The sequence below is a fragment of the Ruegeria sp. CDSB136 genome (assembly GCF_059610965.1).
Genome location: NZ_JBXWOP010000009.1, coordinates 149,041 through 170,348, shown reverse-complemented (window position 1 = coordinate 170,348; position 21,308 = coordinate 149,041). Strand labels below are relative to the sequence as shown.

Genomic DNA, 21,308 nt, shown 5'->3' with positions numbered 1-21,308 from the left:
CAGTTCAGGCGGCGATCAGGCCCCGCCCTTTCAGCAGTGCCTCGACACCCGGTAGGCGGCCACGGAAGGCGAGATACAGGTCTTCGGCCTCGCGTGAGCCTCCGGTGGACAGGATGTTGTCCTCAAGCGCCTGGGCGCGATCGGGATCGAAGGCGCTGCCCGCCTCCTCAAATGCCGCAAAAGCGTCGGCATCCATAACTTCGGACCACATGTAGCTGTAGTAGCCGGAACTGTATCCGTCCCCGGAAAAGACATGCGCGAAATGCGGAGTGGCGTGGCGCATTCCGATGGCGCGCGGCATTCCGATTTCGGCCAGAACTTCGGCCTGTTTCGCCATCGGGTCGGCTGGGGCCGCGCCGTCGTGGAATGCCAGGTCGACCAGAGCCGAGGCGACATATTCCACGGTTTGAAAGCCCTGATCGAAATTGGCCGCTTTCAGTACCTTCTCCAACATGTCCTGCGGCATCGGTTCGCCGGTTTCTGCATGCGTTGCGTATTCTGCCAGTACCTCGGGCACTTCCAGCCAGTGTTCGTAAAGCTGGCTGGGCAGTTCCACAAAGTCCCGCGCAACGCTTGTGCCCGAGATGCTTTCATAGGTCACATTCGACAGCATCTGATGAAGGGCATGGCCAAATTCGTGAAACAGGGTGCGCGCGTCGTCGTAGGACAGCAGCGCCGGGTCGCCTTTGGCGAAGTTGCAGACATTGATGACAACTGGCGCCTGTTCCTTGGGGAATTTCGCCTGCGCGCGCATTGCGCTGCACCAGGCACCGGACCGTTTGGAACCGCGCGCGAAGTAGTCCCCGATGAACACCGCGATATGCTTGCCATCGCGCGTCACCTCCCATGCGCGGCAATCGGGGTGATAGAGCGGGACATCCAGCGGCTTGAATTCCAGCCCGAACAGCCGATTGGCGCAGGCAAAGGACGCCTCGATCATACGTTCCAACTGCAGATACGGCTTGAGCGCGGCCTCATCCAGATCATGCTCGGCCTTGCGCCGTTTTTCCGCGTAATATCGCCAGTCCCAGGCTTCCAGCGGCCCGTTGACCCCGTCCTCCTGCATCATTTGCGTCAGGGTTTCGGTATCGGCATCTGCGCGCGCCTTAGCAGGCTTCCAAACCTGCATTAGCAGGTCCCGCACCCTATCCGGCGTTCGGGCCATTTCCGTTTCCAGTTTGTAATCGGCAAAGCTGCCATAACCTAGAAGCGTAGCGCGTTCTTCGCGCAACGAAAGGATTTCAGCGGCAATCTCGCGGTTGTCGGTTTCCCCGCCTTTCGCACCACGCGCCGCCCACGCGAGATACGCCTTTTCGCGCAGATCGCGGCGGGGCGAGAACTGCAGAAACGGCACGATCAAGGACCGTGACAGAGTCACAACCGGGCCATCCAGCCCTTTCTCCTTGCCAGCCGCACGGGCGGCATCGGTAACAAAACCGGGCAGACCGGCCAGATCACCCTCAGTCAACTCCATGAACCAGTCCCTTTCATCCGCCAGCAGGTTCTGGGTGAAGGATGTGCCCAGCGTGGCCAGGCGGGATTTGATTTCCTGCATGCGGGTATCGTCATCACCCTGCAACGCCGCACCCGCGCGCACAAAACCGAGATGGGTCAGCATCAGGACACGCGCCTGTTCGTCGGTCAGGCCCAATTCACCGCGCCGCGCCCAAAGATCGGCGACCCGCTGAAACAGAGGTTTGTTGGATGAGATCGCGGAAAAATGGGCCGCCAGTTTGGGTGAGAAATCGCGCTGCAGGGCTTCGCGCGCCGGGTTGCTGTCCGCACCTGCGACGGTAAAAAAGACCGCCAGAACCTTGTCCAGCTGTTCCCCGGCGGCTTCGAGTGCCTCGATTGTATTGGCGAATGTCGGGGCGTCCGGATTTGTCGCGATTGTATCGATCTGGGCCGTGTGCGCGGCCAATGCCTGATCCAGCGCCGGGGTAAAATCATCGTCCGAAATCTCGGCAAATGGGGCGATTGCAAAGGGGGTGTTCCAGTCGGACAGGATCGGGTTGGTCATTCAGATCTCCTTTGTCCGACAAGGTAGGCAGCCTGCCTGTGATGGTCCAGAGGGCGGGCGCGCAAGTCGCCTGAAAAAGTCGCAATCCGGCTTGCATCGGCAGCGTGGCGCACGCAGGGTCGTCGGCAAAGGGAGACAGGATATGACCAAGCCGAACCGTCCTGCCGGGATCATGACCAGGGCCATCCACGCAGGCGATCCGCCGGATGCTTCGACCAACGCGTCTGCTCCGCCGATCCACATGAGCTCGACCTATGTGACCGAGGATCTGGCGGGTTTTTCGGCCCATGACCTGACGCCGGACAGCCCGTTTGTCTATTCGCGCTGGGCGAACCCGACGGTCGCGGGTCTGGAGGCCAAGATTGCCGCGTTGCAGGGGACTGAAGCCTGTCTGGCAAGCGCGTCCGGGATGGCTTCTGCGTCAGCGATCTTTTTCACCTTTCTGTCTGCCGGAGATCATCTGATCGTGTCGGATGTTTCTTATGCAGGGGTCGCGGAACTGGCACGCGAGACTTTGCCGCGTATGGGGATCGAAGTCTCGGCGGTCAACATGTCCGATCCGGCCTCGGTGGCGGTCGCAATTCGCGCCAACACCCGCCTGATCCACACGGAAACGCCGGTGAACCCGATCGGCCGCCTGACCGATCTGGCCGCCGTCTCGAAACTGGCGCGTGACGCCGGGGCGTTGCTCAGCTGTGATGCGACCTTTGCATCGCCTTTGGGCATGGACACAGTGGGTCTTGGCGTTGATCTGACGATGCATTCGATTACCAAATATATCGGCGGCCATGGTGATGCGATTGGCGGTGCCGTTGCCGGGTCCGCCGAACTGATCGCGAAAATGCGGATCGAGGCGGGTATTCATCATGGAGGCGTTTTGTCCCCCTTCAACGCCTGGCTGATCGCGCGCGGGGCTTCGACCCTGCCGTTGCGAATGAAAGCGCATGAGGCGGGTGCAAAGGCCGTGGCGCAATGGCTGGAGAATGATCCGCGCGTCTCGAAAGTCATCTATCCGGGTCTTGCCTCGCATCCGCAGTCGGACCTGGCGGAACGGCAGATGTCGAACAAATCCGGCATGATTTCGTTTCAGGTAGGTAGCGCCGCCGATGGCGAGCGTATCGCGCAGCAGATGATCGAGCGGCTTGAGGTGATTCACTACGCGGTGTCGCTGGGACATCATCGCAGCCTGATTTTCTGGATGGGAACCGATGGTCTGATGGAGACGTCCTTCCAACTGAGTGGCGCGCAGCTTGAGGACTACCGCGCCTATGCCGGCGACGGGATTTTCCGCCTGTCTGTCGGGCTGGAAGACGCCGAAGACCTGATCGCCGATCTGGATCGCGCATTGGGCTAACGGTATGCTCCCGCCCCCGCGGGACACATCAAAGATGTGCCCCGGCGGGGTTGGGCAGGGCCGCGCGCCGCTGGCGCGCGGCGGATTGGGTTAAACCCCGGCGCTTGCGCAGATCGGGCAATCGTCGCGTTTGGACAGGGTGATCTTGCGGCTTTCGCCGTAAAGCGCGTCATAAATCAGCATCTCGCCGCGCAAGGCCTGCCCCGCGCCGGTGATGACCTTGATGGCTTCCACCGCAATCATGGATCCGACCACACCGGGTAGGGGGCCAACGACACCCGCTTCGGCACAGGAAGGAGCCAGCCCGGGGGCCGGGGCTTCGGGGAAAATGCATTGATAGCAGGGGCCTTCCGTAGCCGGATCAAAGACGCTCAGTTGCCCCTCCCATTGCGACAGCGCGCCTGAGATCAGAGGCTTGCCAAGCGCCACTGCCGTTCGGTTGGCCAGATAACGAGTGCCGAAATTGTCGGTACCGTCCAGGATCAGATCAAAGTCGCGGAACAGCTCTTCGGCGATGTCGTCTGTCAGGCGACGATGATAGGGCAGGACCACAACATTCGGGTTCTGCGCCTCCATTGCCTGTTGGGCGGAAAACACCTTGGGCATGCCGATATCCGCGTCCCGATGGATTACCTGCCGCTGCAGGTTGGCGTTTTCGACCTCATCATCGTCGATCACGCCGATTGTGCCGACACCTGCCGCTGCCAGATATTGCAGGGCCGGGGCGCCAAGCCCGCCGGCACCAATGACCAGCACCCGCGCCTTTTTCAGCCGTTTCTGTCCGGGTCCGCCCAGTTCGCGCAGAACGATGTGTCGGGCGTAGCGGTCAAGTTCGGTTTCGCTGAATTGATCGGATGGCATGGCAGGCTCCTTGGCAGGCACTGCGCGAGCGCGCAGCATCCTCAACAACCTGCCATAAATCAGAGCAAGACCGGCCGCGCCACCCAGGATCAGCCAGACAGCCGCCGATCCGCCGGTCGCCTGCCTTAGCGGGTTTCCATCCGGCAGCACCAGTTGGGCAATGATGACCCCGGCCAACAATACGGCAACGGATACAGTCCGCGCCCCGCGCGAAACTCCGGCAAAATACCCGATGCCCCAAAGCCCAGCGGCAAGCCCAAGAACCAGTATCATCAGCCGCGCCCGGTCGAACCGAAGCCACCTGCCCCGCGTTCGGTGTCGGACAGGGCAACCGCGGCCTCGAACACGGCCTGCACAACCGGGGCCACCACAAGTTGCGCAATGCGTTCCCCATGCGTGATCTCGAACACATCCTGCCCAGCATTCAGAACGATCACACCCAACGGGCCGCGATAGTCGCTGTCGATGGTGCCGGGCGTGTTTGGCAAGGTAATTCCGTGTTTCAGCGCAAGCCCGGAACGGGGGCGCACCTGCACCTCATACCCGTTGGGAATTTCGATCCGCAGCCCGGTCGGCACCAGCACACGCTGACCGGGTTCAAGCCGTATCGGCGCGCCACCCGGCAGATTGGCCCGCACGTCCGCGCCCGCCGCGCCCGATGTTTCATAAGAGGGCAGGGGAACCGAAGGGTCCGCTCCATCTTCACGGATTACACGAATTGCTACCATAGCTGCACCTCTTGCCGTGCCACGCGGGGCCGGTATCTTATTCTTTCAAAGCGTCGGCGATTTTGGCGGCCAGTTTCCGGGCGACTTCATCCTTGCCCATGCGAGGCCAGCTTTCGGCTCCATCTTGCGAGATGAGGGTCACGGCGTTTTCCGAACCGCCCATAATGCCCGTGGCGGGGCTGACATCGTTCGCGACGATCCAGTCGCATCCTTTGCGCGTGCGTTTGGCCGTCGCATTTTCGACCACGTCATTGGTTTCGGCGGCAAAGCCGACAACCAGTCTGGGTCGCCCATCCGTCATGTGCGACACACGTTTCAGGATGTCAGGGTTTTCGGCAAACTCCAGCGCGGGCAGGCCGTCGCGGCTTTTCTTCAGCTTCCGATCGGACGCGCTGGCCACGCGCCAGTCAGCCACGGCTGCGGCAAACACGCCGGCATCGACAGGCAGGGCTGCATCGACCGCATCGGACATCTGGCGTGCGGTTTCCACTGGGATGACCTGCACGCCATCGGGCGGAGGAACATCTGCGGGGCCGGTCACAAAGATCACTTCGGCCCCCAGGGACGCCAGCGCGCGGGCCACGGCCGTGCCTTGCGCGCCAGACGACCGGTTGGCGATATAGCGCACCGGGTCAATGGGTTCGTGGGTCGGTCCCGACGACACCAGAATACGCTTGCCGGACAGGGGGCCTTTGCCCAATGCGGCCTCGATCGCGGCCACGATCTCAAGAGGTTCCGACATGCGGCCCGGTCCGTATTCGCCGCAAGCCATATCGCCTTCGTTCGGACCGACGAAACGGACGCCATCGGCCTGCAATTGCCTTAGGTTTCGTTGCGTCGCCGGATGATTCCACATTCGCACATTCATTGCGGGTGCGCACAGCACGGGCGTATCCGTTGCCATCAACAGGGTCGAGGCCAGATCATTGGCGAGCCCAGCAGCCATCTTGCCCATCAGATCCGCCGTTGCCGGAGCCACTACGATCAGGTCAGCAGAACGGGACAACTGGATATGGCCCATCTCGGCCTCATCCGTCAGATCGAACAGATCTCGGTAGAGTTTTTCTCCGGCCAGTGCGGACACGGACAAGGGCGTCACGAATTCTTCTGCTGCGCCCGTCAGGACCGGAGTCACCGCCGCACCGCGTTCCTTCAGCCGCCGGATCAGGTCCAGCGACTTGTAAGCCGCAATCCCGCCGCCAATGATCAGCAATATGCGTTTGGATGCCAGCATCATATGCCCTTCCCGTCCCGGTCGGCCCCGACATTAGGCAACGCAGGCAGGTTGTTCCAGTTGTTAATTCTGCACACCAAAGGCTTCGCACGGATCTTCCCGCTCGGCAGCGGGGCTGTCGATTACGGCATCAAACGTGCCATCGATAACGCCGTCTTCGGACTGGCCCAGAACATAAACCTTCAGACCGGGGCTCAGGCGCGACAGGAAGGTCGGAATACCGCGATCCTTGCGAGCGTGGCCGTTGCCCGTGATAACCGCGACCGGCCCGCCGGTTTCATCCTTTGCGCGCAGGATCGCGCGGGTCAGAACTGCGTCCCGCAACCTTTGAATCGCAACCATCTGGGGCAACATCTCGGTCGGAACCGCATTGCAATGCGCGGCAAGCTGATCGGCCTCGCGCGCGGCCTGATCATCGGCTGACAGGGGAACGGTCAGACCGTAGCGCGCCGCATCGGCGCCAAACGTCGTGGCGGCACCTCGTTCCATGGCAGTTCGGGCGGCCTTTCGTGGAACCATCGCCCCGTAAACTGGCGCATCCGTTGCCTCGAAGACGGGGTAATACATGCTGAGCGGCGGCCAGCCAGACTCGGCCCATTGCAGAATACGTGACAATTCCTCGGGGTCGGAGGCTGCCGTCTGAGCCAGACGTTTGGCACCCTCTTCCGTCACCATTTCCCAAACAACGGCAGAAGGCGAAACCGCCTCAAGTGCCTGGGTCTGAACCAGGTGATGGCGCGGGTTGTCGTGAATTTCACCCAGTATGACCACATCCGCCGCCTGCATGGCGGCCGCCACATCATCGGGGATCAGGCCGTCGGCCTGTCCGGGTCGCGCCAACCCAGAGGTAAGGGTCAGGGCCCAAACAAGAATCGCAAACTGTTTCATGCGATGAAGTGTTGCACCTCGCGCGATTGGCCTTCAAGGTTCTTACGCATTTTCACAAAGGCGGCGGCTTCAAGCTGACGCACCCGTTCCTTTGACAATCCCAACTCCTGCCCGAGGCTTTCCAATGTCCGGGAAGGTTCACGCAGTTTGCGCTCGCGCACGATGAAACGCTCGCGCTCATTCAGCGATTGCATCGCTTTCAGCAACCATTCACGCAGCTGTTCGGTGTCATGACGGCTTTCCACGGTTTCAGCGGCCTGCTCGCGATCGTCCTCAAGCGCGTCGATCCATTCGCGCCCGTCTTCATCGGCTGACTGCACCGCATTGAGCGAGAAATCTGAACCGGACAGACGCCCCTCCATCATTTCGACGTCGCGCAGCGGGACACCGATTTCGGCCGCGATCATCTGGTGAAGCTGATGGCGATCCAGTTCCATACCCTCGGTCGCTGCTTCACGTTCCAACCGGGCCTGAACCCGCCGCATGTTGAAGAACAGAGATTTCTGCGAAGAGGTCGATCCGGTCCGCACCATCGACCAGTTTCGCATCACGTAATCCTGCACGCTGGCCTTGATCCACCAAACCGCATAGGTCGAAAAGCGCACGCCGCGGTCCGGATCAAACTTGTCGGCGGCTTTCATCAGGCCCAACCCGGCCTCCTGAATCAGATCATTCATCGGCGCGCCATAGCGCTTGAACTTGGCGGCCATTGAAATCGCCAAACGCATATAGGCGGTGATCAGGCGATGCAGCGCCTGCTCATCTCGTTCATCCCGCCATGCATAAGCCAGCCGAAGTTCGGTTTCAGCGTCCAGCAGCTCGGCTTTCATTGCCTGCCGGGACATCGAAAAATCTTTTGCGTTATCCAGTGCCATGCAAATCTCCCCTTCACAGGCGCGGGCCGGGCTTGCCATGCCGACCTGGTGTCGATACGCACAGAAAGACCAGATGGATCATTTGAAAGGTAGGGATCGTGAGCTCCGATTTAACCTTTGTACTGGGCGGGGCGGCCTCGGGGAAATCTGCCTTTGCGGAACAACTGGTTGTTTCAACTGCAAAAAGCCGGGTTTATCTTGCAACTTCACAAGTGCTTGATGGCGAGATGCACGCCAAGGTTCAGCGCCATCTGGATCAGCGCGGGGAAGGCTGGACCACGATTGAGGCGCCCATGGATCTGGCCCCGGTTCTGGCCGAACTGGCAGCGGATCAGATCTGTCTGATCGATTGCGCCACCATGTGGCTGACCAACCATTTGCTTGCAGAATCCGATCTGCAATCTGCGCAGGAGGATTTGCTGAACGCACTGCGCGATTGCCCGGCCCGGCTGGTTGTCGTGTCCAACGAAGTCGGTCATGGCATCGTGCCCGAAAACGCGCTGGCCCGCCGGTTCCGCGAGGCGCAGGGGCGTCTGAACATTGCGCTGGCCGCGCAGGCCAAGCTGGTCGTGCAGGTGACAGCCGGATTGCCGCTGGTCCTCAAGGGGCAATTGCCATGACACGTTTGTTTCTTGTCAGGCACGGGCCCACACATGCTAAAACCATGGTCGGCTGGTCGGATCTGCCTGCTGATCTGAGCGATCAGGCCGCGATTGACCGGTTGCACGAGCACCTGCCATCAGATGCTCTGATCGTGTCATCCGACTTGTCCCGTGCGGCGGATACGGCAACGGCCATTCAGGGCGCGCGGAGACGGTTGCCGCATCACCGTGATTTGCGGGAAATCAACTTTGGCCGCTGGGAGATGCGCGCCTTTGCCGAAATCGAGGCGGAAGATCCCGAACTTGCATTTGCCTATTGGGACAATCCCGGCGACATACGCCCGCCCGGTGGCGAAAGCTGGAACGACGTGCGCCTGAGGGTGGACCGGGCCATTGATCGGCTGATCGCAGCGCACACGGGCGCGGATCTGGTCATTGTCGCCCATTTCGGCGTTATCCTGACACAGGTGCAACGCGCGCTTGATCTGGATGCGCAACAGGCATTTTCACACCGGATCGACAATCTGTCGGTGACGCGGATTTCGCGGGACGGCAGCACATGGTCGGTTGGGTCTATTAATCACATTCCGTGATAAGAGTGCCCACAATTCTCTGATTTACTGATGCAAAGCCCTGCGGCATCGTTGCCGCATGACTTATGACCTGTATATCGGGGACCGCCTGTTTTCCAGCTGGTCCATGCGTGGATGGCTGATGCTGGAAAAGTTCGGCCTGCCTTATCGAAGCCATTTGATCGGTCTGTATTCCGGCACAATGGACGAAGACATGAAATCTCTGGCTCCGGCACGGCTTGTGCCGGCCTTGCGTTTGCCGGACGGAACTGTGGTTGGTGAAAGCCTGGCCATGGCCGAGACGCTGGTTGAACGGCACCCCGAGGCAGGCTTGTGGCCCAACGAACCGGCGGCCCGCGCAACCGCGCGCTGGCTTTGCACAGAAATGGTGTCGGGTTTTTCGGCGTTACGCAGCCAATGCCCGATGCAACTGCTTCACTGCTGGGTGGGTTTTGACCCTTCGCCCGAGACCCTGTCAGACCTGAAGCGCATCGAAACATTGTGGGATCACGCCCGTTTGGTGTCCGGTGCGGCTTCAGGTCCGTTGTTCGGCGCGTATTCTCTGGCAGATGTATTCTATACACCAGTTGCGGCCCGCATCATTGGCTATGGGCTGACGGTGTCCTCGGCGAGCCGCGACTATTGTCTGGAGTTGCTCTCGGACCCTTGCGTAAGGCAATGGCGGGCCATGGGGTTGACCGTGCAGTACGATCCTTTTCCTTACGCGCAGGACCTTTCTTCAATCCCGTGGCCCATCGGCGGGGTTTCACCGGCCAGGCCAGTTGCAAGCGGCCCCTCCGCCAATGAAAACTGTCCCTATTCCGGCAAAGTAGCCACCCACTTCCTGGAGCTTGACGGCGCAAGTTGGGGGTTCTGCAACGCGTTTTGTCGGGACAAGACGGTCGCCGACCCCGAAGCATGGCCGAAATTCAAGGCGATGGTCGGGAAATGAACACCGCCGTTAACCATTCCTAAACCGCAACCATGGCAGCAACGTCCTGTTAACCAACAACAGGAAGACAATGGTTGCCCGCGCCCACACTGTCGCATTTCAAGGGGTTGATGCCCGTCCGGTTGAAGTTCAGTGCGCCGTTTCACCGGGGTTGCCAGCCTTTTCGATCGTAGGCCTGCCGGACAAAGCCGTGTCCGAAGCGCGCGATCGTGTGCGCAGCGCCCTCAGTTCAATGGCCATCGCCCTGCCGTCCAAACGGATCACCATCAACCTGTCGCCCGCCGATTTACCGAAAGAGGGCAGCCATTTCGACCTGCCCATTGCCGTGGCCCTGCTGTCGGCGTTGGAGATCATTCCTGCCGATGCCGCGGAAGGCACAGTTGCGCTGGGCGAGCTGTCCCTGGATGGATCGTTGGTCCCCGTCGTCGGCGCCTTGCCCGCAGCCATGACCGCCGCTGCCGAGGATCGTTCCCTGTTGTGCCCCAAAGCCTCAAGCGCCGAAGCGGCCTGGGTTGATGCTACGCAAGTGATAGGCGCCGAATCTCTGGGCGATGTGGTCCGGCATTTCTCGGGTCAGTCGCCATTGCCGGTCGCGCAGCCCGGCGAAGTGACACTTGCGCCCATTACGCGAGACCTGCGCGATGTGAAGGGGCAGGAACGCGCCAAACGGGCGCTGGAAATTGCTGCGGCGGGGCGACACCACCTGATCATGATCGGCACACCGGGATCGGGCAAATCAATGCTGGCCGCCCGGTTGCCCGGTATCCTGCCACCGCTGACAGCGGTCGAAGCACTGGAAACCTCGATGATTCAGTCCCTGTGCGGCTTGCTGGACGAAGGCGGCATCAACCGCAGCCGCCCCTTTCGCGAACCGCACCACACCGCTTCGATGGCGGCCATCGTCGGCGGCGGAAAGGGTGCCAAACCCGGTGAGATTTCGCTGGCCCATAACGGGGTGCTGTTCATGGATGAGTTCCCCGAGTTTCCGCGCACCGTGCTGGAAACTTTGCGCCAGCCAATCGAAACCGGCGAGGTCATGGTCGCCCGCGCGAATGCCCATGTGAAATACCCTTGCCGGTTCATGCTAGTAGCGGCCGCAAACCCATGCAAATGCGGCTATCTGAGCGATCCTGCGCGTGCCTGTTCGCGGGTTCCGATGTGTGGCGAGGACTACCTGGGGCGCATTTCTGGTCCTTTGATGGATCGTTTTGACCTGCGAATCGAAGTTCCTCCGGTCGGGTTTACCGATCTGGATCTGCCGCCGTCAGGTGACTGTTCGGCTGTGGTTGCAGCGCGCGTGGAACGGGCGCGTGGCATTCAGGCAGCGCGATTTCAGGGAAACCCGTCGGTGCGTCAAAACGCTGATATCGAGGGGGCGCTGCTGGAGGAAGTTGCCGCGCCGGACGCCGAAGGCAGGGAGTTGCTGTTGAAGGCGGCCGAACGGTTTGGACTGTCAGCCCGCGCGTTCCACCGTATCCTGCGCGTTGCGCGCACGATTGCGGATCTCGACGGCGCGCCTGACATCCGCAAACCCCATGTGGCCGAAGCGCTGAGCTTTCGCATCAGCGCCCGGACGATGGCCTAGAGCTTTGCCTCAATTGCGTCCCAGATTTTGCCTGCGACGTTGACCCCGTCGAACCGTTCCAGTTCCTGAATACCGGTGGGCGAGGTGACGTTGATCTCAGTCAGGTAGTCGCCGATCACGTCGATGCCGACAAACACCTGGCCTTTTTCCTTCAGCAGCGGACCGATCTTGGCGCAGATTTCAAGATCCCGGTCGGACAAGCCGATCTTTTCTGGCCGGCCGCCAACATGCATGTTGGACCGTGTCTCGCCCTTTGCTGGAACGCGGTTGATGGCACCAACCGGTTCCCCGTCCACCAGAATCACGCGTTTGTCGCCGTTTTGGACATCGGGCAGGAATTTCTGCACGATCAGAGGTTCACGCGAAAAGCCCGTGAAAAGTTCATGCAGCGAGGTCAGGTTGCGGTCATTGGTATCCAGGCGGAACACACCGGCGCCGCCGTTGCCGTAGAGCGGCTTCAGGATGATGTCGCCATGTTTTTCCTTGAAGGTTTTGATTGTCTCCAGATCCCGCGCAATTGTGGTTGGCGGGGTCAGGTCAGGAAAATCCAGAACCAGCAGTTTTTCCGGGTAGTTGCGCACCCAGAAGGGATCATTCACCACAAGGGCGCGCCCGTTCAGGCGGTCCAACAGGTGCGTGGAGGTGATGTAGTGCATGTCGAACGGTGGGTCCTGACGCAGCCAGATCACGTCGAAATCGGCCAGATCCACTTCGCGTTCTGGCCCCAGAACCGCAGGATCGCCGGGAACGCGCTGTACCGTCATGTCCCGGCCAAGCGCTGTAATGCGACCTTCCTGATAAGCCAGCTGATCGGGTCCGTAGAAAAACAACTGATGTCCGCGGGCCTGTGCCTCTTCCGCCAGCCTGAAAGAACTGTCTGCATTGATGTCCACGGTCCCGATTGGGTCCATCTGAAAGGCGATTTTCATGGCGTATCCCTCGTTTTCTCGCCTGATACATGGCGCAGAGGGGCAGGGGGTTCAATGGCGATCAAACCAGACCGAAGGCGTTTTCGATGATTTGAACCGCTCCGCTCGCGTCGACCAGAGCCGCGTCAAATCGGACATTCGTCAGCTGCCCATTGGGTTCATGCTCCAGAAACTGGGCTGCGGAGGCGTAGATTCGGCTGATCTGGCGGGGGCTGATCCGCGCCGCGGCCTTTTCAAAACTGCTGCTTTTCTTGACTTCTATGAAGACGATACCGTCCGCATCGCGTGCAATCAGGTCGATCTCACCACCGGCCCCGCGCCAGCGACGGTGAGTGATTGTGAAACCACGCCGTTCATAATCAGATGCAACGCACAGTTCCGCTGACTGACCCGCGTGGTAGGAAACTGACCCCCTGACCGAACGACTGGCCATTTCACTCCTTCCCGAGTTTCAGAGCCTTCTGATAGAGGGGGCGGCGCGGCAGTTTGAACATCTGCGAGACAAGATCAGCCGCGTCCCGAACCGAATGGGTTTCCAAGGCTCTTTTCAGAGCCTCTTCTACGTCAGAGTCCTTAATGTTTTGCGAATGGCCGCGATCAACCAACAAGACAACTTCGCCCTTTACGGTTTCGCCGCGATAGGCTTCGGCCAGATCCCCAAGCGTGCCGCGCCGGACCTCTTCAAATTTCTTGGTCAGTTCGCGGCACAGCGCGGCCTGACGGTCGGGTCCAAGACCCTCTGCGAGATCGGACAGGCTGGCGGCGACGCGCTTTGGTGATTCGTAGAACACCAGCGTACCGGGTATGTCGCGCAGCGCCTCGATCCGGCTGCGGCGCGCGCCCGAGGCATTGGGAAGAAAGCCTGCAAAAAAGAACGCATCCGTGGGCAAACCGGCAAGCGTCAAGGCCATTAGGGCCGCAGAAGGACCCGGGGCACAGGTCACGGAATGCCCGGCCTCGGCCGCCTGTCGTCCAAGATCGTAGCCGGGGTCGGCAATCAGCGGCATCCCGGCTTCGGATGCGTAGGCCACCGACAATCCCTGCGCCAGGGCGTCCAGGATTTTCTGGCGCGCGCCTGCACTGCTGTGGTCGTGGTAGGCCTGGATACGCCGCCCTTCCAAGGGGATTCCATGAATCTCCATCAGGCGCCGCAGGCTGCGGGTGTCTTCGGCGGCGATCATGTCAGCCGAGGCCAGTACATCCAGCGCCCTGAGCGTGATGTCGCGCGCCGTTCCGATCGGAGTGGCAACAAAATACAATCCCGCGCCTAATCTGACCTTCTGGAAATTCAAAGCTGGACCCTCACTGCATGACGTTTATTATCGCGGCTCAATAGAATAGCAGCGTTCCAAGCCGCCGGATCAGGGAGTTTTCATTTAGATGTTTACCGTTTGCAAGCCCGTTCGCAAGTTGGCGAAATCCGCCGTAGTCCTCGCCACCGCCGCGCTTCTCGCCGCTTGTGAGCCCGGCGGTCTGGGCGGGGGTCCTTCGATCAACGCATCCAAACCGGTGCCTGTCGCCCTGCTGGTTCCACGCGGATCGGCGCAATCGGGGGATGCGGCATTGGCCCAAAGCCTTGAAAACGCCGCCCGTCTGGCCATGGCTGATCTTCAGAATGTGCAGATTGATCTTCGGGTTTATGACACTGCAGGAAACGCGGGTATTGCCGGCACGGTGGCCAAACAGGCCGTGGATGACGGTGCGAAGATCATCATCGGCCCGGTTTACGCGCAGGCAGCCAATGCCGCCGGTTTGGCCGTTCTGGACAAAAGCATCAATGTTCTGTCCTTTTCCAACAATACCAGCGTCGCCGGTGGAAACGTGTTTGTGCTGGGACCGACCTTTGAAAACACGGCTGGTCGGCTGGTGAATTACGCGGCCCAGCAGGGCAAAACCGGAATGGTCGTCGTTCACAGTAACGATGGGGCAGGTCAGCAGGGCCAAACCGCAATTATTTCAGCCCTCAGCACAAGCCGGGTCAACAATGCGGGTTCGGTTGGATTTGACCGCTCGCAGCAGGGCGTCATCGGCTCGGTTCCCACGATTAAGGCGACGGTCGACGCAACCGGGGCCGATTCGATCTTTCTGACTGCGACCACCGCCGGTGCCTTGCCGCTGTTCAGCCAGCTGCTGCCCGAGGCTGGCATTTCCCCGGCCACGACGCAATTCATCGGGCTGACACGCTGGGATATTCCACCGCAAACACTGGAATTGCCGGGTGTGCAGGGCGGCTGGTTTGCCTTGCCGGATCCGGCAAAGGCACAAGCCTATCGCCAGCGGTACAATGCGACCTATGGCGAGGCACCGCACCCGATCAGCGGTTTGGCCTATGATGGCATCGCGGCCATCGGCGCATTGGTCGGGCAGGGAAAATCGGACGCGCTGACAGGTGCCGCCCTGACTCAGAATGCTGGGTTTCAGGGCGTTGGCGGCATCTTCCGTCTGCGATCGAATGGAACAAATGAACGTGGTCTGGCGGTTGCCACGATCCAGAACAAACAGGTGGTTGTGATTGACCCTGCTCCACAAAGCTTTGCGGGCGCCGGTCTCTGAGCCCGAAGGCAGCCTGATCTGCCCGGCAAACGAGATTTTTGACAGTGAGGGCGTCAGTGCCCGTTTGTCTGAAGCCTTCGATAACTGCAATGACAATGCTGAAATGCGCGCGGAAACCGTGCGCGTTTTGCGTGATGCGCAGAAGGCCGGACGCATGGCCATCGCCAATGCGTTTGCGGAGCAACCCTTTGCGGCGCGACCATTGACGCGATCGTACACCTACCTGACGGACCAGTTGGTCGGAACCGCGATGCTGGTCTCCGGCCGATATCTTCACCCGTTGGCCAATCCGACCCAGGGTGAAAAGATCGCGGTTCTGGCGGTCGGAGGGTATGGCCGGGGCGAGATGGCCCCTTCATCCGATGTCGATCTGCTGTTTCTGACCCCCTACAAGATCACCGCGTGGGCCGAGAGCGTGATCGAATCCATGCTCTACATCCTTTGGGATCTGCGATTGAAGGTCGGGCATTCATCGCGCACGATCCGGGATTGCCTGCGTTTGGGCGCGGATGATTTCACGATCCGCACTTCGATGCTCGAGCAGCGGTACCTTGCCGGGGACAGGGAATTGGCGACGGGTCTGGAAGAGCGCCTGAAAGCGGATCTGTTCAAGGGCAGCGAGCGTGAATTCATCGAAGCCAAGTTGCAGGAGCGGGACGCACGACACCTCAAGCAAGGCCAGCGATATATGGTCGAGCCCAATGTGAAAGAGGGTAAAGGGGGTCTGCGCGATTTGCAGTCATTGTACTGGATCGCCAAGTACATATATGGCGTTCACGACGTGGCCGAGCTTGTTCCGCTTGGCTTGTTTACACCTGATGAATTCAAGGGCTTTGTCGAGGCCGAGGAGTTCCTGTGGGCTGTCCGGTCGCATCTGCATCTGATCACGGGGCGCGCGACCGAGCAGCTGGCCTTTGATCTGCAGGTCGAGGTTGCCGACCGCATGGGCTATCAGGACCGCGCCGGTCGGCGAGCGGTCGAGGTGTTCATGCAGCGATATTTCCGCGAAGCAACACGTGTCGGAGAACTGACGCGGATCTTTCTGACCAAGCTGGAGGCCGCGCATGTAAAAGGTGCGCCGCTGCTGGAACGCATCTTTCGCCGCCGCCGCCGTGTCAAATCAGGCTACACAGTGGTGCATGGCCGTCTGGATGTTGGTGACCCGGACAAGTTTCTGTCCGACAAACTGAACCTGCTGCGTCTGTTTGAGGAAGGGTTGCGGACCGGGATGCTGATCCACCCGGATGCAATGCGCCTGGTCACGGCCAACCTGCATCTGATCGACGATGAAATGCGCAATGACAAAGAGGCGCAGCGCATCTTCCTCGACCTGATGCTGAAACACGGCAACCCGGAACGCGCCCTGCGCCGGATGAACGAACTTGGCGTGTTGTCGGCCTTCCTGCCCGAGTTCGAGCCCATCGTGGCGATGATGCAGTTCAATATGTATCACAGCTATACGGTGGACGAGCACACCATCCAGTGCATCGTCAACCTGGCGCAGATCGAACGCGGAGAGTTGGTTGAATCGCTGCCGCTCGCCTCGTCGATCCTGAAAGGGGGCGTCAATCGCAAGGTTCTGTATGTGGCGCTGCTGTTGCATGACATTGCCAAGGGGCGGCCTGAAGATCACTCGATTCTCGGCGCCCAGATGGCCCGCAAGATTGCGCCGCGTCTCGGGTTGAACAAGTCAGACACCGAAACGGTCGAATGGCTTGTGCGTTATCACCTGCTGATGTCGGACATGGCACAAAAACGCGATATCTCCGACCCGCGCACGGTGCGCGATTTTGCCAAGGCGGTGCAGACAGTCAAACGGCTGGACCTTCTGACGGTGCTGACGGTTTGTGACATTCGCGGCGTCGGCCCAGATACATGGAACAACTGGAAGGCTACCCTGTTGCGCGCGCTGCATGCCGAAACAAAACGCGCGCTGGAAACGGGGATGGAGGATCTGAACCGGGCCAACCGCGGGGCCGAGGCCAAGAAGGCACTGCGGGTTGCGCTGGACGACTGGTCCAAGGCCGACCTGAAAACCGAAACCGGACGGCACTACGATCCTTACTGGCAGGGTCTCAATCTTTCGACCCACATCGAATTTGCCGAGATGCTGCAGGCTTTGGAAACCAGCGGCGACCCCGGAGCGATGGAAATCCGCCTGCACCCGGACGAAGACCGCGATGCCACCCGCGCCTGTTTCGCCATGGGCGATCACCCCGGAATTTTCGCGCGGATCGCCGGCGCGCTGGCGCTGGTCGGGGCCAACGTCGTGGATGCACGCAGTTATACGACCAAGGACGGCTATGTGACCGATGCGTTCTGGATACAGGATGCCGAAGGCCACCCATTCGAAGCCAGCCGCCTGCCACGCCTGACCCAGATGATCCACAAAACCCTCAAGGGTGAGGTGGTGGCGCGCGATGCGCTGAAATCGCGGGACAAGATCAAAAAACGCGAACGCGCCTTCAACGTTCCGACCCACATCATGTTCGACAATGACGGGTCTGAAATTTACACGATCATCGAGGTCGATACCCGCGACCGTCCCGGTTTGCTGTTTGACCTGACCCGAACCCTGGCGGCATCCAACGTGTATATCGCCAATGCTGTGATCGCGACCTACGGCGAACAGGTGGTCGACACCTTCTATGTCAAGGATATGTTCGGGTTGAAATACTATTCGGAAAGCAAGCAGCGCGGGCTGGAAGCCAAGCTGCGTAAAGCGATCACCGAAGGCGCCGAGCGCGCGGCCTCATGAAGCAGATCCGCCTGTTTTCAGGCCTGTTCACGGTCGGCTTCTGGACGCTTGCCAGCCGCATCCTGGGATTTCTGCGCGAAATCCTTCTGGCCGCCTATATTGGTCCGGGGCCAGTCATGGATGCATTTGTCGCGGCCTTCCGCCTGCCCAACATGTTCCGTCGCTTCTTCGCCGAAGGCGCGTTCAACGCAGCGTTTGTTCCGATGTTCTCAAAGCGCCTTGAGGGCGGCGAGAACGCACAAGGGTTTGCGCAGGACGCCTTCAACCTGTTGGCGTTGGCTGTGTTGGCGCTGGTCGGCCTCGCTATGGTCTTCATGCCCGCGCTGGTCTGGGTCACGGCCGAGGGCTTCTATGGCGACGAACGTTTCGATCTGGCGGTGGACTATGGGTATATCGTCTTTCCCTACATCCTGTTCATGTCGCTGGCGGCCTTGTTTTCTGGCGTCCTGAACGCGACGGGCCGGTTTGCCGCCGCTGCGGCCGCGCCGGTGTTGCTGAACATCTTTGCCTGTTCGGCCCTTATTCTTGGTGCTGTATCCGGTGGCGAAGTCATCCGCTGGCTGCTGGCGGTCATTCCGGTGGCCGGTGTCGCACAGTTGGCACTGGTCTGGGTCGCAACCGAGCGCGCAGGTATCCGTATTCGTCCCGGGCTTCCCAAGCTCAGCCCTGAGATGCGCAATCTGGTTCGTGTCGCGGTTCCTGCAGCTTTGGCGATGGGCGTGACGCAGGTCAACCTGGTGGTGGGCCAGTTGGTGGCGTCGAAAACCGAAAAAGCCGTCAGCTGGTTGTTTGCCGCGGACCGGCTTTACCAGTTGCCATTGGGTGTGGTGGGCATCGCTGTGGGCATCGTGCTGCTGCCCGATCTTTCGCGCCGCTTGCGTGCGGACGACAAGGACGGTGCGCGCAACGCCTTTTCCCGTGCGGGCGAATTCACGCTGCTTCTGACCATTCCATCGACCGTGGCGTTTGTGATCATTCCCACACCGCTGGTTTCGGTGCTGTTCGAGCGGGGCCAGTTCGGCCCCGAAGACACAGCCGCCACGGCGCTGGCCGTCGCGATTTACGGGGTCGGCCTGCCAGCCTTCATGCTGCAAAAGCTGCTGCAACCGCTATTCTTCGCCCGGGAAAACACCCGCACGCCGTTTCACTACGCGGTGGTGGCCATGATCGTGAATGCTGCCCTGGCCTTTGGCCTGTATCCGGTGGTGGGTTGGATCGCGCCCGCCATTGCGGCTTCGGCTGCCGGGTGGGCGATGGTGGCGCTACTGGCCATCGGCGCACGCCGGATGGGGGAAGAGGCCCGCTTTGACGCCCGCTTCAAGCGCCGTGCATGGCGGATCGTCGCGGCCTCGGTTGGAATGGGCGTTGTGTTGTTTGTAGCGCTGCACCTGTTCGGCTGGGTCTTTGCCCTGCCCGGATGGCGTTATCCGGCCCTGTTCCTGCTGATTGCGATTGCCGCGATCACCTATTTCGCTCTGGGCCACCTGTTGCGGGCATTTGAAGTATCGGAATTCAGGCGCGCCTTGCGCCGGTCCTGATCCGTCAGTCGCGCCGGATGCGCCCGACAATCCGGGCCCATCCGCCCGGGGCCAAAAAGAATGACAGGCCAAAGCCAGTGGCAAACCCGCCCAGATCGGCGACCCAGTCGGACGTGCCGCCAAACAGCAGGCCGAACAGCAGTTGGATGCCCATCAGCACGGCAATCAGGCTGAAAGCGCGTGACTGGTTTTCGCCGACCAGCGACAGTTTGCGCCACAACAGCCAGGTGAACGCGCCGATCAGACCGTAGACCGGTGGGAACCCGCCGACCAGCGGGTAGCGGGGATCCAGGATCAGCGCATAGGCCAGTGCACCGCCGACACCTGACAGCACAAAGATCAACAGCATGGGAAAGCCGCCAAACACCTCGGCCACCATTTTGCCCATGGCCAGCACGAACACGCAGACAAAAATGGCCTGCGTGAAATTGGCCGAGACAAAGGGATAGGTCACGAACCGGATCAAATGTTCGAAGGGCCACCGCCCGTTTTGAACCATCCAGTCGAAGATGTCCGGCGAGAAGGCATAGCTTTGCAGCGCGTCCAGCCGCCATCCGACAGCCGAAGGTCCGCCGACGATCCCGCGCGTACCAAGGGAAAACGCCAGTTCGATACCCATGATGAACAACACCAGCGCCACAACGACAGGCGGCAGAGGGTTCACGGCAGGTGTATATTGTTCGCTGCTCATTGGGCGGGCCTTTCGCGGCTGTTGACGTCCCTTGACCTCATGGGTAAGCGACGGGGGCTGATTTTTCCAGACGGGAGTTCCCTTCGATGACCGAAACTCAATTCACGCCGCGCGTGTTTTCCGGCATCCAGCCTTCGGGAAACCTGCACCTTGGCAACTACCTGGGTGCGCTCAAGCGTTTTGTGGATATGCAGGGCCCTGAATTCGAGACCATCTATTGCATGGTCGACCTGCACGCGATCACCGTCTGGCAAGACCCGGAGCGTCTGCGCGAAAAGACCCGCGAAGTCTGCGCTGGTTTTATCGCCGCCGGTCTTGATCCGGAAAAGTCGATCCTTTTCAACCAGAGCCAGGTGGCCGAACACACGCAGCTTGGGTGGATCTTCAACTGTATCGCCCGGATGGGCTGGATGCAGCGGATGACGCAGTTCAAGGACAAGGCGGGCAAGAATGCGCAAAACGCCTCGTTGGGTCTTTTTGCCTATCCTGCGCTGATGGCGGCGGACATTCTGACCTATCACGCAACCCATGTGCCTGTGGGAGAGGATCAGAAACAGCATCTGGAACTGACCCGTGACATCGCGATCAAGTTCAATCACGACTATGGGGTAGATTTCTTCCCTGTGACCGAACCGGTCATCGGTGGTGCTGCGCCGCGCGTGATGAACCTGCGCGACGGAACGCGCAAGATGTCGTCTTCGGATCCGTCCGACATGACCCGGATCAACATGACCGATGACGCCGACGCGATCGCCAAGAAGATTCGCAAGGCCAAGACAGACCCGGATGCGCTGCCGTCCGAGATCGACGGGCTGGCAGAACGCCCGGAGGCGCGCAATCTGGTAAACATCTATGCCGCCCTCAGCGACCAGACTGCCGAGCAGGTTCTGGCCGAAGCAGGCGGCAAGCAGTTTGGCGAGTTCAAACCGATGCTGGCCGAACTGGCGGTGTCGAAGCTGGCGCCGATCTCGTCCGAGATGGCCCGACTGATGGGCGAAGAGGCCGAGATCGACCAGATTTTGGCACGGGGCGCCGAGAAGGCCCGCGCGATTGCATCTCCGATCCTGCAGCAGACCTACGAAATCGTGGGCATGGTCGGCGCCAAACAGGGCTGATTACGCTGGACGTTGCCTCAACGCCTTCCTAGGTTTGCCAAAAGCTAGGGAGG

Annotated in this window: 19 protein-coding genes; 9 read left to right on the top strand and 10 right to left on the bottom strand. The window is 60.6% G+C overall.

The features are described 5' to 3' along the window. Positions 1–4 precede the first annotated feature (4 nt). Complete coding sequence (locus tag AC2FIR_RS11835; RefSeq protein WP_496746807.1) at positions 5–2,020, bottom strand: M3 family metallopeptidase; 2,016 nt, start codon at positions 2,018–2,020, stop codon at positions 5–7. A 142-nt stretch (positions 2,021–2,162) separates the two neighbouring features. Here AC2FIR_RS11835 and AC2FIR_RS11830 point away from each other — a divergent pair, with 142 nt between their 5' ends. Further along, the gene (locus AC2FIR_RS11830) at positions 2,163–3,374 is read left to right on the top strand and encodes a trans-sulfuration enzyme family protein (RefSeq protein ID WP_480915212.1); all 1,212 of its coding nucleotides are present in this window, start codon (positions 2,163–2,165) and stop codon (positions 3,372–3,374) included. 90 nt (positions 3,375–3,464) lie between these two features. On the opposite strand, the gene AC2FIR_RS11825 is transcribed toward AC2FIR_RS11830, so the two are convergent. The 5 genes from AC2FIR_RS11825 to AC2FIR_RS11805 form a co-directional block, all read right to left on the bottom strand. After that, entirely contained in the window at positions 3,465–4,508 is a 1,044-nt protein-coding gene (locus tag AC2FIR_RS11825) for a HesA/MoeB/ThiF family protein (RefSeq protein WP_496746806.1), read from the bottom strand. Next, on the bottom strand, positions 4,508–4,963 hold the full coding sequence (gene dut, locus AC2FIR_RS11820) for a dUTP diphosphatase (RefSeq protein ID WP_480908915.1): 456 nt from the start codon (positions 4,961–4,963) through the stop codon (positions 4,508–4,510). The genes AC2FIR_RS11825 and dut overlap by 1 nt, the downstream gene beginning before the upstream one ends. A 37-nt stretch (positions 4,964–5,000) precedes the next feature. After that, positions 5,001–6,197 (bottom strand): bifunctional phosphopantothenoylcysteine decarboxylase/phosphopantothenate--cysteine ligase CoaBC, encoded by a 1,197-nt coding sequence (coaBC, locus tag AC2FIR_RS11815; protein ID WP_496746830.1) that lies wholly within the window; start codon positions 6,195–6,197, stop codon positions 5,001–5,003. Between the two features lie 63 nt (positions 6,198–6,260). Beyond that, positions 6,261–7,085 carry a ChaN family lipoprotein gene (locus tag AC2FIR_RS11810; protein ID WP_496746805.1) on the bottom strand — a complete coding sequence of 275 codons (825 nt, stop codon included), beginning with the start codon at positions 7,083–7,085 and terminating at the stop codon, positions 6,261–6,263. Further along, entirely contained in the window at positions 7,082–7,960 is an 879-nt protein-coding gene (locus AC2FIR_RS11805; RefSeq protein ID WP_170615711.1) for an RNA polymerase factor sigma-32, read from the bottom strand. Before AC2FIR_RS11805 ends, AC2FIR_RS11810 begins: the two co-directional genes overlap by 4 nt. Positions 7,961–8,058: 98 nt before the next feature. On the opposite strand from AC2FIR_RS11805, the gene cobU reads away from it, so the two are divergent. The 4 genes from cobU to AC2FIR_RS11785 all read left to right on the top strand — a co-directional run bounded on the left by cobU (position 8,059) and on the right by AC2FIR_RS11785 (position 11,671). After that, a complete protein-coding gene (gene cobU, locus AC2FIR_RS11800) occupies positions 8,059–8,580 on the top strand; it encodes a bifunctional adenosylcobinamide kinase/adenosylcobinamide-phosphate guanylyltransferase (protein ID WP_170615708.1) in 522 nt (173 codons plus the stop codon). Further along, entirely contained in the window at positions 8,577–9,155 is a 579-nt protein-coding gene (locus tag AC2FIR_RS11795; protein ID WP_496746804.1) for a histidine phosphatase family protein, read from the top strand. The genes cobU and AC2FIR_RS11795 overlap by 4 nt, the downstream gene beginning before the upstream one ends. 58 nt (positions 9,156–9,213) lie before the next feature. Beyond that, entirely contained in the window at positions 9,214–10,086 is an 873-nt protein-coding gene (locus AC2FIR_RS11790) for a glutathione S-transferase N-terminal domain-containing protein (protein WP_496762391.1), read from the top strand. A 70-nt stretch (positions 10,087–10,156) separates the two neighbouring features. After that, the gene (locus tag AC2FIR_RS11785) at positions 10,157–11,671 is read left to right on the top strand and encodes a YifB family Mg chelatase-like AAA ATPase (protein WP_170615702.1); all 1,515 of its coding nucleotides are present in this window, start codon (positions 10,157–10,159) and stop codon (positions 11,669–11,671) included. Here AC2FIR_RS11785 and gshB read toward each other — a convergent pair. The 3 genes from gshB to rsmI all read right to left on the bottom strand — a co-directional run bounded on the left by gshB (position 11,668) and on the right by rsmI (position 13,892). Further along, complete coding sequence (gene gshB / locus AC2FIR_RS11780; RefSeq protein WP_480813646.1) at positions 11,668–12,600, bottom strand: glutathione synthase; 933 nt, start codon at positions 12,598–12,600, stop codon at positions 11,668–11,670. The genes AC2FIR_RS11785 and gshB overlap by 4 nt on opposite strands. 61 nt (positions 12,601–12,661) lie before the next feature. After that, positions 12,662–13,033 (bottom strand): YraN family protein, encoded by a 372-nt coding sequence (locus AC2FIR_RS11775; protein ID WP_496716626.1) that lies wholly within the window; start codon positions 13,031–13,033, stop codon positions 12,662–12,664. A gap of 1 nt (position 13,034) precedes the next feature. Next, positions 13,035–13,892: a 16S rRNA (cytidine(1402)-2'-O)-methyltransferase gene (gene rsmI / locus AC2FIR_RS11770; RefSeq protein WP_480904216.1), complete on the bottom strand. Its 858-nt coding sequence runs from the start codon at positions 13,890–13,892 to the stop codon at positions 13,035–13,037. Between the two features lie 88 nt (positions 13,893–13,980). Here rsmI and AC2FIR_RS11765 point away from each other — a divergent pair, with 88 nt between their 5' ends. The 3 genes from AC2FIR_RS11765 to murJ are packed head-to-tail and all read left to right on the top strand — an operon-like array spanning position 13,981 to position 19,449. Next, positions 13,981–15,153: a penicillin-binding protein activator gene (locus tag AC2FIR_RS11765; RefSeq protein WP_170681842.1), complete on the top strand. Its 1,173-nt coding sequence runs from the start codon at positions 13,981–13,983 to the stop codon at positions 15,151–15,153. Continuing rightward, positions 15,113–17,911, top strand: coding sequence for a [protein-PII] uridylyltransferase (locus AC2FIR_RS11760; RefSeq protein WP_170615692.1), 2,799 nt, complete (start codon positions 15,113–15,115; stop codon positions 17,909–17,911). The genes AC2FIR_RS11765 and AC2FIR_RS11760 overlap by 41 nt, the downstream gene beginning before the upstream one ends. Further along, positions 17,908–19,449, top strand: coding sequence for a murein biosynthesis integral membrane protein MurJ (gene murJ / locus AC2FIR_RS11755; RefSeq protein ID WP_496746801.1), 1,542 nt, complete (start codon positions 17,908–17,910; stop codon positions 19,447–19,449). Before AC2FIR_RS11760 ends, murJ begins: the two co-directional genes overlap by 4 nt. 4 nt (positions 19,450–19,453) lie before the next feature. Here murJ and AC2FIR_RS11750 read toward each other — a convergent pair whose 3' ends face one another. Beyond that, a complete protein-coding gene (locus AC2FIR_RS11750; protein WP_170615688.1) occupies positions 19,454–20,140 on the bottom strand; it encodes a rhomboid family intramembrane serine protease in 687 nt (228 codons plus the stop codon). A gap of 86 nt (positions 20,141–20,226) precedes the next feature. Between AC2FIR_RS11750 and trpS the strand changes: the two genes are divergently transcribed. Continuing rightward, on the top strand, positions 20,227–21,255 hold the full coding sequence (trpS, locus tag AC2FIR_RS11745; protein ID WP_496746799.1) for a tryptophan--tRNA ligase: 1,029 nt from the start codon (positions 20,227–20,229) through the stop codon (positions 21,253–21,255). Positions 21,256–21,308 lie beyond the last annotated feature (53 nt).

Excerpts from the sequence above, each read along its gene's own strand:
- AC2FIR_RS11835 (WP_496746807.1), bottom strand. The coding sequence starts at position 2,020 with ATGACCAACCCGATCCTGTCCGACTGGAACACCCCCTTTGCAATCGCC.
- AC2FIR_RS11830 (WP_480915212.1), top strand. The coding sequence starts at position 2,163 with ATGACCAAGCCGAACCGTCCTGCCGGGATCATGACCAGGGCCATCCAC.
- AC2FIR_RS11825 (WP_496746806.1), bottom strand. The coding sequence starts at position 4,508 with ATGATACTGGTTCTTGGGCTTGCCGCTGGGCTTTGGGGCATCGGGTAT.
- dut (WP_480908915.1), bottom strand. The coding sequence starts at position 4,963 with ATGGTAGCAATTCGTGTAATCCGTGAAGATGGAGCGGACCCTTCGGTT.
- coaBC (WP_496746830.1), bottom strand. The coding sequence starts at position 6,197 with ATGCTGGCATCCAAACGCATATTGCTGATCATTGGCGGCGGGATTGCG.
- AC2FIR_RS11810 (WP_496746805.1), bottom strand. The coding sequence starts at position 7,085 with ATGAAACAGTTTGCGATTCTTGTTTGGGCCCTGACCCTTACCTCTGGG.
- AC2FIR_RS11805 (WP_170615711.1), bottom strand. The coding sequence starts at position 7,960 with ATGGCACTGGATAACGCAAAAGATTTTTCGATGTCCCGGCAGGCAATG.
- AC2FIR_RS11795 (WP_496746804.1), top strand. The coding sequence starts at position 8,577 with ATGACACGTTTGTTTCTTGTCAGGCACGGGCCCACACATGCTAAAACC.
- AC2FIR_RS11790 (WP_496762391.1), top strand. The coding sequence starts at position 9,214 with ATGACTTATGACCTGTATATCGGGGACCGCCTGTTTTCCAGCTGGTCC.
- AC2FIR_RS11785 (WP_170615702.1), top strand. The coding sequence starts at position 10,157 with ATGGTTGCCCGCGCCCACACTGTCGCATTTCAAGGGGTTGATGCCCGT.
- gshB (WP_480813646.1), bottom strand. The coding sequence starts at position 12,600 with ATGAAAATCGCCTTTCAGATGGACCCAATCGGGACCGTGGACATCAAT.
- AC2FIR_RS11775 (WP_496716626.1), bottom strand. The coding sequence starts at position 13,033 with ATGGCCAGTCGTTCGGTCAGGGGGTCAGTTTCCTACCACGCGGGTCAG.
- AC2FIR_RS11765 (WP_170681842.1), top strand. The coding sequence starts at position 13,981 with ATGTTTACCGTTTGCAAGCCCGTTCGCAAGTTGGCGAAATCCGCCGTA.
- murJ (WP_496746801.1), top strand. The coding sequence starts at position 17,908 with ATGAAGCAGATCCGCCTGTTTTCAGGCCTGTTCACGGTCGGCTTCTGG.
- AC2FIR_RS11750 (WP_170615688.1), bottom strand. The coding sequence starts at position 20,140 with ATGAGCAGCGAACAATATACACCTGCCGTGAACCCTCTGCCGCCTGTC.
- trpS (WP_496746799.1), top strand. The coding sequence starts at position 20,227 with ATGACCGAAACTCAATTCACGCCGCGCGTGTTTTCCGGCATCCAGCCT.